This is a genomic window from Streptomyces sp. YS415 (assembly GCF_023544665.1).
Taxonomy (GTDB): Bacteria; Actinomycetota; Actinomycetes; order Streptomycetales; family Streptomycetaceae; genus Streptomyces.
In genome coordinates, this window is sequence record NZ_JAMJFL010000003.1 from 238,109 (window position 1) to 250,813 (window position 12,705).

Annotated in this window: 12 protein-coding genes; 6 read left to right on the forward strand and 6 right to left on the reverse strand. The window is 71.3% G+C overall.

Annotation, left to right across the window (positions count from 1 at the left end; all coding sequences use genetic code 11):
• The first annotated feature begins 4 nt into the window (after positions 1-4).
• From M8H82_RS05780 to M8H82_RS05795, 4 genes are all read left to right on the forward strand, one after another.
• Entirely contained in the window at positions 5-382 is a 378-nt protein-coding gene (locus M8H82_RS05780) for a hypothetical protein (RefSeq protein WP_250071326.1), read from the forward strand.
• A gap of 85 nt (positions 383-467) precedes the next feature.
• On the forward strand, positions 468-1,601 hold the full coding sequence (locus M8H82_RS05785; protein ID WP_250071327.1) for an ABC transporter ATP-binding protein: 1,134 nt from the start codon (positions 468-470) through the stop codon (positions 1,599-1,601).
• Entirely contained in the window at positions 1,598-2,248 is a 651-nt protein-coding gene (locus M8H82_RS05790; RefSeq protein ID WP_250071328.1) for an ABC transporter permease, read from the forward strand. Before M8H82_RS05785 ends, M8H82_RS05790 begins: the two co-directional genes overlap by 4 nt.
• Complete coding sequence (locus tag M8H82_RS05795; protein WP_250071329.1) at positions 2,245-2,919, forward strand: ABC transporter permease; 675 nt, start codon at positions 2,245-2,247, stop codon at positions 2,917-2,919. The genes M8H82_RS05790 and M8H82_RS05795 overlap by 4 nt, the downstream gene beginning before the upstream one ends.
• Positions 2,920-2,971: 52 nt before the next feature.
• Here M8H82_RS05795 and M8H82_RS05800 read toward each other — a convergent pair whose 3' ends face one another.
• Genes M8H82_RS05800 through M8H82_RS05815 form a run of 4 tightly spaced genes read right to left on the reverse strand, consistent with a single transcriptional unit; the run spans position 2,972 to position 6,857 of the window.
• Positions 2,972-3,589, reverse strand: coding sequence for an ATP/GTP-binding protein (locus tag M8H82_RS05800; protein ID WP_250071330.1), 618 nt, complete (start codon positions 3,587-3,589; stop codon positions 2,972-2,974).
• Complete coding sequence (locus M8H82_RS05805; protein ID WP_250071331.1) at positions 3,537-3,953, reverse strand: DUF742 domain-containing protein; 417 nt, start codon at positions 3,951-3,953, stop codon at positions 3,537-3,539. Before M8H82_RS05805 ends, M8H82_RS05800 begins: the two co-directional genes overlap by 53 nt.
• Before the next feature lie 28 nt (positions 3,954-3,981).
• On the reverse strand, positions 3,982-4,443 hold the full coding sequence (locus M8H82_RS05810; protein WP_250071332.1) for a roadblock/LC7 domain-containing protein: 462 nt from the start codon (positions 4,441-4,443) through the stop codon (positions 3,982-3,984).
• Positions 4,440-6,857, reverse strand: a complete 2,418-nt coding sequence (locus tag M8H82_RS05815; protein ID WP_250071333.1) for an ATP-binding protein — start codon at positions 6,855-6,857, stop codon at positions 4,440-4,442. The genes M8H82_RS05810 and M8H82_RS05815 overlap by 4 nt, the downstream gene beginning before the upstream one ends.
• Before the next feature lie 211 nt (positions 6,858-7,068).
• On the opposite strand from M8H82_RS05815, the gene M8H82_RS05820 reads away from it, so the two are divergent.
• Complete coding sequence (locus tag M8H82_RS05820; protein WP_250071334.1) at positions 7,069-8,007, forward strand: ABC transporter substrate-binding protein; 939 nt, start codon at positions 7,069-7,071, stop codon at positions 8,005-8,007.
• A 44-nt stretch (positions 8,008-8,051) separates the two neighbouring features.
• On the opposite strand, the gene M8H82_RS05825 is transcribed toward M8H82_RS05820, so the two are convergent.
• Positions 8,052-9,440: a glycoside hydrolase family 43 protein gene (locus M8H82_RS05825; RefSeq protein ID WP_250071335.1), complete on the reverse strand. Its 1,389-nt coding sequence runs from the start codon at positions 9,438-9,440 to the stop codon at positions 8,052-8,054.
• A 158-nt stretch (positions 9,441-9,598) separates the two neighbouring features.
• The gene (locus tag M8H82_RS05830; RefSeq protein WP_250071336.1) at positions 9,599-10,519 is read right to left on the reverse strand and encodes a lytic polysaccharide monooxygenase; all 921 of its coding nucleotides are present in this window, start codon (positions 10,517-10,519) and stop codon (positions 9,599-9,601) included.
• A gap of 360 nt (positions 10,520-10,879) precedes the next feature.
• Between M8H82_RS05830 and M8H82_RS05835 the strand changes: the two genes are divergently transcribed.
• Positions 10,880-12,679, forward strand: coding sequence for a S8 family serine peptidase (locus M8H82_RS05835; protein ID WP_250071337.1), 1,800 nt, complete (start codon positions 10,880-10,882; stop codon positions 12,677-12,679).
• The last annotated feature ends 26 nt before the right edge of the window (positions 12,680-12,705 follow it).

Sequence of the window (12,705 nt, forward strand, 5' to 3'; positions counted from 1 at the left end):
GGCCATGAGTCTGACGGTGGAGATCTTCCTGGTGCGGGCGGACGGGGAGGTCGAGTTCCAGGCAACGCCCGAGGGGGTGCCGGACTCCGCGGGCCCCGAGAGCTGGCGCACCCTGGTGTGGGGCTCCCGGGCGATCCGATCCCTCGGTGCCCGGTTCTTCCCGGACCTGGTCCGGGGCGGCCTCGTCGCGCCGGACGAGACACCCGCGTTCCTGGCCGAATGCGCCCTCGTGCGCGGGCACCTGGAGCGGCTGGCGGAGCTCACCTGCCGACCGGACCGGACGGTCGAACAGCACGCCGGCCACATCGGCTCGCGGCTGGCCACCATCGAGGAGACCGCCCTGCGTGCACGGGAGATGGGAGGCGGCGTCCTCATCTGGTGAGCCGTCTAGACTCTCCCCGCAACGGCTTGCTCAACCCCGGCCGGAAGCGGGCGACTTCTGCCAGACCCGAAGGGTATTCGGCGTTTTGATACGGATAGATTCTGTCACCAAGCGGTACCCGGACGGCACGGTGGCGGTCGACCGGCTGTCGCTGGAGATACCCGACCGCTCGATCACCGTCCTCGTGGGTCCCTCGGGCTGCGGGAAGACGACGACCCTGCGCATGATCAACCGGATGGTCGAGCCCACCGAGGGCACCATCCTCCTCGACGGCAAGGACATCCAGCAGCAGCCGGTCAACACCCTGCGCCGCTCGATGGGTTACGTCATCCAGAACGCCGGTCTCTTCCAGCACCGCACGATCCTGGACAACATCGCCACCGTGCCCCGCATGATCGGCTGGGGCAAGGAGAAGTCCCGGGCCAGGGCGCGCGAGCTGATGGAGCGGGTCGGCCTCGACACCGCCCTCGCCAAGCGCTACCCCTACCAGCTCTCCGGCGGACAGCAGCAGCGCGTCGGCGTGGCCCGGGCACTCGCCGCCGACCCGCCGGTGCTGCTCATGGACGAGCCGTTCTCCGCGGTCGACCCGGTCGTCCGCAAGGGACTGCAGGACGAACTGCTGCGCATCCAGGCCGAGCTGGGCAAGACCATCGTCTTCGTCACCCACGACATCGACGAGGCCGTCAAGCTCGGCACGATGGTCGCCGTGATGCGCACCGGCGGCCGGCTCGCCCAGTTCGCCCCGCCCGCCGACCTGCTGACGAGCCCCGCGGACTCCTTCGTCGAGGACTTCCTCGGCACCGACCGGGGCATCAGGCGGCTGTCCTTCTTCCCCTCCGCGGGCCTGGAACTGCGCACGTCCCCGATCGTCGCGATCGACGCCACCGCCGAGCAGATCGCCGCCCGCGACACCGCCGACGCCCCCTATCTCCTCGTCACGGACCTGGACGGCAAGCCGCTCGGCTGGGCCGAACCGCAGGACGTGACCGCCGGACGCATCGACAAGGACCAACTCCTGCCGTACGGGCGCCCGTTCGTGCCGCGCACCGACTCCCTGCGGGCCGCCCTCGACTGCGCGGTGCTCTCGCCGACCGGCTGGGCCGTCGCCGTGAACGCGGAGGGCCGCGCGACCGGGGTGGTCTCGCAGCAGACCATCGGCGAGGCGATCCGGGGCGCCCACGCCAGAAGCGCGACGGTGACGGAGAAGGTCGCGCGATGAGCGAGTTCTTCGACATGCCGAGCGACCTCCAGAACACCTACGTGGGCCTGGTCCTCCTCCATCTGCGCGAGGCCCTGCTGCCGGTGCTGGCCGGACTGCTGGTGGCCCTTCCGGTGGCCCAGCTCTGCATACGGCTGCGCTGGTTGTACGCCCCGGTGCTGTGGGTGACGACGGTGCTCTACGCGATCCCGTCGCTGGCCTTCTTCGTGATCCTGATCGACTACACGGGCCTGTCCGAACTCACCGTGATGATCCCGCTGTCCGTGTACAGCCTGGTGGTGCTGGTCCCGGCGATCGTCGACGGCGTCCGGTCGGTCCCGCGGGAAACGCTGGCGGCCGCCACCGCGATGGGCTTCGGCCCCGTACGCCGCTATCTCCAGGTCCAGTTGCCGATCGCCACCCCCGCGATCATCGCCGGGCTGCGGGTGGCGGCGGTGTCGAGCATCTCCCTGGTCAGCGTCGGCATGCTGATCGGCAACCAGGGCGCGCTCGGCAACCTCCTGAACAGCGGCATGATCTACAACCAGCCCCGCCTGGTGTGGCTCTCGGTGCTGGGCACGGCCGTCCTCGCGATGCTGGTGGACGCGGCCCTGATCGTCGTACGGATGCTGCTGACCCCCTGGATGCCCCGCGAGGCCACGCGATGAACCTCCTCAACCACATCGACGCCTTCTTCAGCGACGGCGCGCACTGGACGGGTTACGACGGCATCCCCACCCGGCTGGCCGAACACCTCGGCTACACCCTGATGGCGCTCGCCATCGCCGCCGGCATCGGCCTCCCGGCCGGCCTGCTCACCGGACACACCGGCCGCGGCGGCAACACCGTGGCGCTGATCGCCACGGCGGGCCGGGCCCTGCCCAGCTTCGGGCTGATGGTGCTGATGTTCGTGCTGCTGGGCCTCGGCATGGCACCGGTGATGATCCCGCTGGTGGTCCTCGCCATCCCGCCGATCCTGGTCACCACCTACGAGGCGATGCGCTCGGTCGACCCGGCCCCGGTGGACGCCGCGCGCGGCATGGGCATGGCGGAGACAGGCGTCCTGTTCCGGGTCGAACTCCCCGTCGCCCTCCCGCTGATCCTCAGCGGCCTGCGCTCGGCGGCGATCCAGATCGTGTCCACGGCGACGATCGCGGCGTACGTCAGCTTCGGCGGCCTGGGTCGCTACATCGTGGACGGCCTGTACCAGCGGGACTACGAGAAGGTGGTCGGCGGCGCGACGCTGGTGGCGGCGATGGCGCTGGCGACCCTGGGGTTGTTCTGGGCGGCGGGTCGCTTCGCGGTGTCGCCGGGAGTGCGGCGCGGAAGCACCGGGTAAGGGCGGGCGCGGGGACTGCGCGCCGGGCCCGCACCGGCCCGCGGTCCCCGGGTCATCCCCCGCTGCGGGCGAGCGCCAGCTCCAGCACCACCAGCAGCGAGTCCCGCACCGATCCCCGCTCCCGCGCGTCGAACACCACCACGGGCACCCCGTCGCTCACGTCGAGCGCCCAGCGCACCTCGTCCAGCGCGTGCTCGACGCGGCCGTCGAACGCGTTCACCGCCACGGCGAACGGGATCTTCCGGTGTTCGAAGTAGTCGACGGCCGCGTAGCAGTCGTCGAGCCGCCGCGTGTCCACGATGACCAGGCCGCCCACCGCGCCCTCGACGATGTCGTCCCACATGAACCCGAACCGCTCCTGCCCGGGCGTGCCGAACAGATAGAGCTTCAGCGTCGGGTCGATGGTGATGCACCCGAAGTCCATGGCGACCGTGGTCGTCGTCTTGAGCGGTGTGTGCGTGAGGTCGTCGACGCCGGCGGCGACCTCGGTGATCGCGGCCTCGGTCGTCAGCGGCTCGATCTCGGAGATGGAGCCGACGGCCGTCGTCTTGCCCACGCCGAAGCCGCCCGCGATCACCATCTTGACCGGCAGCGGCGGTCGTACGGCGGCGGCCGGTTCAGTCGGTGTCACGGAGTACCCCCCGGGAGTCGGGGATGGCGCGCAGGCCATCGATCACTCTTCGCAGGACGGATGAATCGTGGACGGCGTCGGAGTTCGGCACGTGCACCGTCAGCCGTCCCTCGGCCCGCAGGTCCTCGGCGAGGACCCGCACCACGTTGAGGTGCAGCCGCAGCCGGGCCGCGATCTCCGCGATGGACTGCGGCTGCCGGCACGCGGCCACGATGTCGTGATGCTCGAAGGAGAGCAGCGACAGCGCGGCGAGCCCCGAGGCGGTGGCCACCACCTGGGTCTCGACGGGCATCGTCCGGCCGGCGACGCTGGGCGCCACCCGGCCGGCGGTGACCAGGAACGGCCGTACGGCGGAAGCGGGGCCGACCGGGTCGTCGCCCGGGAGTGCAGTGCCGTCCGCCATGGGGTCCGTACCGTCCTTCTCGACCCGGTCAGCGGGCCGACGCGGCGCCGACGGTGTTCTTCAGTTCGAGCACGAGCTGTGGGCTGAGCGCGGCACCGGCACGGTTGGCGAACAGCGTCATCTCGTAGGCGATGTTGCCCAGCTTGGCCTCCTTGTCGGTGACCACGCCGAGCACGGCGCCGCTGCCGATCGCGGAGACCAGGACATGGCCGCCCTCCAGATCGATGATGACCTTGTTGAGGCCGCCCAGGCCGTAGTTGCCGGAGGCCCCGGCGGCCAGGCTCGTGATGCCCGAGACGATCGCGGCGAGCCGCTCGGAGTCGGCGTGCTCCCGCAGTTCGGAGACCGCGATCAGCAGGCCGTCGGAGGAGACGGCGATGGCGTCGACGACACCCGCGGTCTCCGTCGCGAAGCGATTGAGCAGCCAGGTGAAATCGGCTGCGGCGGCCTGGAGTTCGGCCGGCGTGGTGCCTCCTGTGGATGTGCTCACTGCTCCGCTCCTTCCGGGAGGTGGGTCGGGTGCTGGTCGGGGATCGGTTGCTCGGTGGTGTCGCTGTCGCGGTGCGCCTGCTCCACGGCCGCCTCGAACTCCTCCAGGGCGGACCGTACGGCGTCCGCGTCGGCGGGCTGGGCGGGCCGGCGCAGGATCTGGTGGGCGCCGGTGTCCTCGGCGCCGCTGCGCAGGGTGGCCCCGCGGACGCGGCGGCGCAGCGGGCGGGGACCGGGGCCCTCGGCATGGGCCCGGGGGGAGGCCTCCGGGCGGTCGGCCCGGGCGTGATCGACGGGGGGTACGTCCGCGGCGGCGCCCTCGCGCCGGGGGACCCGGCGGGGGAGGGGACCGGAGTCGTCGTCCGCGGCGGCCGAGGGCAGTGGCCCGGCCGCCGGAGCCGCCGCGGGCACCTCGGCGGGGACGGGCACCGGCTCCGGTTCCGCGGGCACCGGGAGCAGCAGCGACGCCGGCACGCTGACCTCGGCGGTGACACCGCCGCCCGGTGTCCGGGTCAGGGTCACGCCGATCTCCCAGCGGCGGGCCAGGGTGCCGACCACGAACAGGCCCAGCACCTTCGTCGGCACCAGGTCCAGGCGCTCGCGGCGGATCAGCCGGGCGTTCTCCTCGGCGAGGCGCTCGGCGCTCATGCCGAGACCGTGGTCGGCGATCACGATCGACGCGGTGTCGTCCTCGGCGGTCGCCACCGTCACCTCGACGGGGCTGCCCGCGGGCGAGAACGACACGGCGTTCTCCAGGAGTTCGGCCACCATCAGGGTCAGGTCGCCGATGACGTCCGGTTCCACCGCGGCCTCGGAGCGCGCGGTCAGCCGTACCCGCTGGAAGCCCTCGATCTGGCCGAGCGCGGCACGGACGACGGTGGTGAGCGCGAGCGGACCGGAGCCGAGCCCCGCCTCACGGATGCCGGCGAGCAGCATCAGGCTGTCGGCGTTGCGGCGCAGCCGGACCGCGATGTGGTCGATGCTGTACAGCCGTTCCAGCAGCTCGGGGTCGGTCTCGCCGCGTTCCACCGCGTCGATGAGGGCGAGCTGGCGGGTGGTGAGGTTGCTGACGCGGCGGCCGACGTTGCCGAACATCTCGGCGACGTTGCGGCGGCTGAGCACCTGGCGTTCCAGCAGGGCGGCGGCGGTGGACTGGACGCGGTTGAACGCGTCGGCGAGGTCGCCGATCTCGTCGCGTGCGGTGACCGGCATCGGGCGCAGCCGGGGCGGGCCGTCGTCCTCGGCGTCGTCGTCGGCGACCCGGGCCAGCTCGCGGTCCGCGACCTCGGCGACCTCCCGGGCGGCGCCGGTAAGGGCCTGCACCGGCCGGACCACCGAGCGGCGGACCACGACCGACAGGCCGAGCCACAGGGCGAAGCCGGACAGGGCGAGCGCGAGGAGCAGCCCGGCGCGCCAGGCGGCGTCGCTGGAGGCGTCGTCGGCCCGGTCGGCGATCTGGTCGATGAGGGAGGCGGTGATCCCGAGCCGGATCTCGGCCTGCTCGCGGTAGGCCGGGTAGGAGTCGAGCGCCGCCCGGAACGCCTCCCGGATCTCGGCGGGCGAGTCCGCCTGGAGGGAACTGGGGTCGATCTGCAGCTCGGCGTACTGGCGGCCGATGGTGGCCTGCGGGGAGCTGTGCTCGATGCCGCTGAACTCCTCGGCCTGCTCGGCGGTGGCGAACCGGGCGAACCGGTCGGCCTGGTAGGTGTACACCTCGTAGGAGCCGACCGCGCCGATGAACTCGATGAGCGCGTTGGAGTCGCCGGTCGCCGCGGAGAACACGCCGGTCTCGAAGGCGCTGTGGGCGGCGTCGGCGCGCAGCAGGGAGTCGAGGAGGTTGCCGGTGAAGGTGCCCGCGAGGTCGGAGTTGCGGTCCAGGCCGAGGCCGTCGATGACGCCCTTGGCGGCGCCCGCGTACGCCGGGTCGATGTTGTCGGCGGGCAGATAGCCCTGCTCGATGGTGTCGCGGAGGCTGCCCAGGGCGCCGATCTCGCGCAGCGCCCGCGCCTCGGTGGCCGGGAGCCGGTCACCGAAGGTCTCGCGGACCTTGACGACCTGGGCGTCCACCGCGGCCTGCGCCTGGTCGTAGGCGGCCGTGGAGGGGCGGGAATCGCTGCCGGCGGTGGCCTCGTGCCGTACGGAGAGCAGGATCGCCTGCTGGTGCTCGGCCTCCACCCGGTCCACCAGGGTGGCGACCTCGGCGCTGTCCCGGACCAGCCGGGCCGCGTCGGAGGCGGAGGAGGACTGGCCGAGCTGATCGGTGATCAGGTAGGCGAGCAGCGCGGCGACGACGGCGAGCGGCACGCCGACCAGCACATTGAGCTTGCGCCGGAAGGGCCAGCGGTCGGTGAGTCGCCGTAGGCCGGGAGGGGAGCCGTGTGTCGCGGTGGACGCGTCCACCTCTGTCGCGGACACCATTCCTCCTCGAGTGATCGCACACCGGGTGTCAACTGCGGGGAGACTATCGCCTCTTGAGGTGAATCTCTTCACATGCGATCACAACCGAGCACTCATTGAGGCCAATCGGTAACCAGGATTCCCTTGACTGACCAAGAAGCCGCTGGATTGGATCAGTTCAAGAACTGGAGAACTACCGCCCCCAATCTCTGAGTCCGGAACGGGAATCGTGACTTCTACCGCCTCACGCAGTAGGTCCATCGTCGTGCTCGCCGCCACCGCGGCCCTGCTCGCGGGATGTGGCTCCTCCGACGACGAGTCCGACAACCCCCTGGCGGAGGACAAGGCGAGCGGCGACACCGTCGTCGTCGGCTCCAACAACTTCGCCGAGTCCATCCTGCTCGCCGACATCTACGGCGAGGCCCTGAAGGCCAAGGGCATCAAGGTCACCTACAAGCCCAACATCGGCAGCCGCGAGACCACTTACGGCCTGCTGAAGAACGGCTCCATCACCGTGCTGCCGGAGTACAACGGCTCGCTGCTGGCGTACCTGGACCCGAAGGCGGAGCAGAAGAGCGCCGACGCCGTGAACGCGGCGGTGAAGACCAAGCTGGACAAGAAGCTGACGCTGCTGGAGTCCTCGCCCGCCGAGGACAAGGACTCCGTCAGCATCAACGCGGAGACCGCCGAGAAGTACGACCTCACCGGCGAGTCCACCCTGGCGGACCTCAAGGACATCGCCCCCGAGCTGGTCATCGGCGGCTCCCCGGAGTTCCAGACCCGGCAGCAGGGCCTGGTGGGCCTCAAGGACGTCTACGGCCTGGAGTTCAAGTCCTTCAAGGCGCTCGACGCCGGCGGTCCGCTCACCCAGGCGGCGCTGACGAAGAACACCGTGCAGGCCGCGGACATCTTCACCACGGACCCGACGATCACCAAGGAGAAGTTCGTCGTCCTGAAGGACCCGGAGAACCTCTTCGGCTTCGCCAACGTGACCCCGCTGGTCTACAAGTCGGGCCTGCCGCAGGAGGGCGTCGACGCCCTCAACGAGGTCTCCGCCAAGCTCGACACCAAGACCCTGCTGGACCTGGACTCCCAGGTCCAGCTGGAGAACAAGGACCCGCTCGACGTCGCCAAGGACTGGCTGAAGTCGGTCGGCCTGGACGGCTGACGCCCCGTCCGGCGGGGCCGTGCCCCCACGACCCCGCCGGGCCGTTAGTAGCCCACCCTGAACGTCGCGTCCTGCCGCTCGGTCGCCGTGGCGACCGGGTCGACGCGCAGGGCGTAGCCGTAGTGCCGCAGATACCGCGTCGGGTTGTTGTACGACCGGAACGACGACCAGGACGCGTCGGCCAGCCCCGTCGTACGGTGGAAGGTCGCGTCCCCCGCGAAGGCCGGTGTGCCGTCGTTCACGTCCAGCCGGACCGCGTAGTCGGCGTGCCGCAGGTAGCGGGTCGGGTGGTTGACCGACTGGAAGGACACCGCCGAGGCATCCGCGAGTCCCGGCACCAGCTTCCACAGCGAGTCCTTGTACGGCTCGACGGGATAGGTGTCGATCCGCCCGGCGAAGCCGGAGTGCCGGACGTAACGTGCCGGGAAGTTGTAGGACTTCAGCCGGTTCCAGGCGGGCGCGCCCCAGTGGGCGAGCAGGCCGGTGTACTGCGCCGCGGTGATCGGCGTGATGCCGCAGTGCTTGGAGTTGACCGGCTGGGTGTAGGTGCGCTGGTCGACGGCCGTCCAGGTGCCCGCCGCCAGGTCGGTGGTGGCCCAGGCGTAGAAGACGCCGTTGGGTGTGTAGGTGTCCCCCCAGAGCCACCAGGTGCCGGACGTCAGCGACTTGACCAGGGTCGGCGCCTCCGTGCCGCCCTGCGCCACGCCTGACGTGAAGGGGGTGAAGCTGCCCGGGTTCAGTGAGGTGGAACGGGCGCCCACGAGCGTCCCGTTGCGCTTGAAGTAGAGGTAGTTGACCCCGTTCACGCCCACCGCCATGTCACCGTCGATGACGTCGTAGCCGGGGTCGAAGAAGACCTGGGGCGCCGAGGCGGTGACGAAGTCGGTGGTGTAGTTGACCATGATCACGTTGTGGCCGCTGGAGTCGACCGCCGAGTAGATGACCGCGTACCGGCCCCGGCCCGCGTCCCAGAAGGCCTCGGGGGCCCAGCTGTGGGTCACCATGTCGTGCAGCTTCAGCCGGTGGTAACCCGTGAAGGTGCGCAGGTCGGCCGAGTTCCAGACATGGATGTACTGGCTGTTGTAACTCCAGTCGGTGCCTTTGAGGTCGGTGGCCAGCACGACGAACGTGCCGTCCTGCTTGCGCAGGACGAACGGGTCGCGCAGTCCGCCGGCCCCCTGGGTGGGGGTGACCACGGGGTTGTTCTGGTTCAGCGGGGTCCAGTTCAGCCCGTCCGTGCTGACGGCGAGATGCAGGCCGTAGTCGGTGCCGTCGCCGAGGTTGGTCGATTCCGTGAAGTACGCCATGACGTACGCCGCGTCGGCGGCGTGGGCGGTCCCGGCGCCGAGGGCCAGCACGCCCGTCGCGGCGAGGGGAGTGGCCGCCGCGAGGCCGAGGAGCGTTCTGCGGGACGGGTGGGGGAGGGGGGTCATCCGGACTCCTGGGGGAGGGCCGATGCGGGTCGACGATGGCCGATATGCCGAACATGGTTCGGCAAGCCGGTCAGAACGTAAGGGGGTGACGCGTGCGCGTCAACGAGACCGACGCTCGTGGCCGAATTCCGACTAATCCGGCCGCTGTGTGCGTCTCGTCACCGCCGTCGAAGTCGCGCGGCCACGGCGGCACCCCCGATGAGCAGCAGCACCGAGGCGGCGCCGCCCGCGAGCAGCGGGGCCGACGGGCCCGCGTCCGGGGCGGGGGCCGCGGCGGTACGGCGCTCCTGGGGCGCCGGAGGTGCGGGCGGCGCCGCCTCGGCGGTGTCCTTAGCCGTTTCCTTCACGGGGAGGTCCGTCTCCTTCGCGGGGAGGTCCTGCTGTTCCGCCGGTGACTCCTTCCGCTCCGCCGGTGAGTCCTCCGCCTGGACCGGTGACTCCTTCCGCTCCGCCGGGAACTCCACGTCCGAGCACGAGTAGTACGTGTCCGGCGTGCTGCTGTTCTGCCACACCGTGTACAGCACGTGCCGCCCCGTCCGGTCGGCCGGCAGGGTCGCCCGGATCCGGTAGGCGCCGTCCGTCAGCGCGGGGTCCCGCACCTCGGCGAAGGGCCGCTCCGGCAGGTCGGACCAGGTGAGCGGCCGGGCGGGGTCGTAGCCCTGCCGGGTGAGGTAGAGCCGGAAGGTGCCGGTGTGCGGGATCGTCGAGGCGTACCGCAGGGTCAGCGCGGCACCCGGCCGCAGCCGGGTCGACGGCCAGTCGGAGCGGGGCAGGTCCAGACCCCGGTAGGCGGGCAGGCCGCCGCTGCACAGCTGTCCGTCGGGGACGATCCGCCGGTCCTGGCCGTTCACGTTCGCGATGCGCAGGTTGTCCCAGGCGGTGAACGGGGCGCCGTTCGCGGCGACGGCGGCCCGGCACGCGGCCGACCGCGCGGCATCGCCGCCCTCGGGCGAGCAGGCCCGCACCCGGCTGACCGGATCGGTGGGCGCGCCGTGGGCGGCGGCCGGGGTCGCGGCCCCCAGGGCGAGCAGCAGCGGGGCCGCCGCCACGAGGGCGCGCCGGGCGCGGGTCCGGGTCATGTGAAGGGTCTCCTCGGCCGGGGCGGGACGGACTGCCGCTGACCAGTACGGGGCGCGGACCCGGGGCGTTCAGCGGGCACGGGCCCGTGCAAAAGGGGACACAGGCGGTCAACTCCCGGACGGCGAGGGTTCGTTTCCGGCCGGATCGAGGGTTTCCCCTGTATCCCTATGACCTTCTGTTTGCCTATCGTTCCTGCACAGCCGACCCACAGGTAACCCCGGACGGATCGGCCCCCCACCGCGCCTGGCCGGCCACTGCGCACGCTTTCGGTTTTCGGTTCACCCCCCTCCGCTTCGAGGACGAAGCGCATCGACCGCCGCTCCGCGCTGCCCGGAGCACGGCCACGAAAGGCCAAGCCCTTGCGTACCTCCCCCTCCGTGCGACGGAAGCTGATATCCGTCGCCGCGGTCTCCGCCGCGCTGTTCACGGCCGCTACCGCCTCGGCCGCCGTCGCCCAGGAGTCCGCCGCTCCCCAGGATGCCCCCGCCGCGAGCACCGAGGCCGCCCCCGGCGCCCCGGCCGAGCGGCTCATCGTCGGCTACACGTCCGGCGCCGCCGAGGCCAAGTCGAACAAGGCCGCCGACGCGGACGCCGTCGCCAAGGGCAAGGAGGCCGGCGAGAAGCTGGACTTCCAGCGCCGGCTCGGCACCGGTGCCGCCCTCGTCGACCTCGGTGAGGACCTCACCAAGGCGGACGTCTCCGACGTCATCGCCGAGTACGAGGCCGACCCGCAGGTCGCCTACGTCGTACCGGACCGCCTGAACAAGCCGCTGGCCACGCCCAACGACACCGAGTACGCCAAGCAGTGGGACCTGTTCGAGACCACCGCGGGCATGAACGTGCCGGGCGCCTGGGACGTCACCACCGGCACCGGGGTGATCGTCGCCGTGATCGACACCGGCTATGTCGCCCACTCCGACCTCGCGGCGAACATGGTCGGCGGCTACGACTTCATCTCGGACGCGACCGTCGCCAACGACGGCGGCGGCCGGGACAGCAACCCGGCCGACCCGGGCGACTGGACCGCCGCCAACGAGTGCCAGTCCGGCGACCCGGCCTACGACTCCTCCTGGCACGGCACCCACGTGGCCGGCACCATCGCCGCGGCGACCAACAACGGCAAGGGCGTCGCCGGTATCGCCTACGGCGCCAAGGTCTCCCCGCTGCGGGTCCTCGGCAAGTGCGGCGGCTACGACTCCGACATCATCGACGCCATCACCTGGGCGTCCGGCGGCACGGTCTCCGGTGTCCCGGCCAACACCAATGTCGCCAAGGTCATCAACATGAGCCTCGGCGGCGGCGGCGCCTGCACCACCGCCACCCAGAACGCGATCAACGCCGCCGTGAACCGCGGCACCGCGGTCGTCGTCGCGGCGGGCAACAGCAACGCCAACGCGGCCAACTACTCGCCGGCCAGCTGCTCCAACGTCATCAGCGTCGCCGCCGCCGACCGCCAGGGCAACCGCTCCTACTACTCCAACTACGGCACGGTCGTCGACATCGCCGCCCCCGGTGGCGAGACCAACTCCGTGACCACCAACGGCATCCTGTCCACGCTGAACGCCGGCGCGCAGGGCCCGGGCGCCGAGAGCTACGAGTACTACCAGGGCACCAGCATGGCCGCCCCGCACATCGCGGGTCTCGCCGCACTGATGAAGTCGAAGAACTCCGCGCTGACCCCGGCCCAGATCGAGTCCGCGATCAAGACCAACGCGCGTGCTCTGCCCGGCACCTGCTCCGGCGGCTGCGGCGCCGGTCTCGCGGACGCGGCCAGGACGGTGCAGGCGGTGAGCGGTTCCGGCGGCTCCACGGGGGGCACCACCTTCACCAGCACCTCGGCCGTCGCGGTCCCGGACAACGGCACGATCGAGTCCCCGATCACCGTCTCCGGTCGTACCGGCAATGCGCCCTCGGCGCTCCAGGTCGGCGTGAACATCACCCACACCTACCGCGGTGACCTGGTGCTGGATCTTGTTGCGCCGGACGGCACGGCCTACCGCCTGAAGTCCGCCAGCTCCTCGGACTCCGCGGACAACGTCGTGGCCACCTACACGGTGAACGCCTCCACCGAGGTCGCCAACGGCACCTGGAAGCTGCGGGTGCAGGACACGGCGGCGCAGGACACGGGCACGCTCAACAGCTGGAAGCTGACCTTCTGAGCGAGCCGTTCCACTGAAGCGGACGG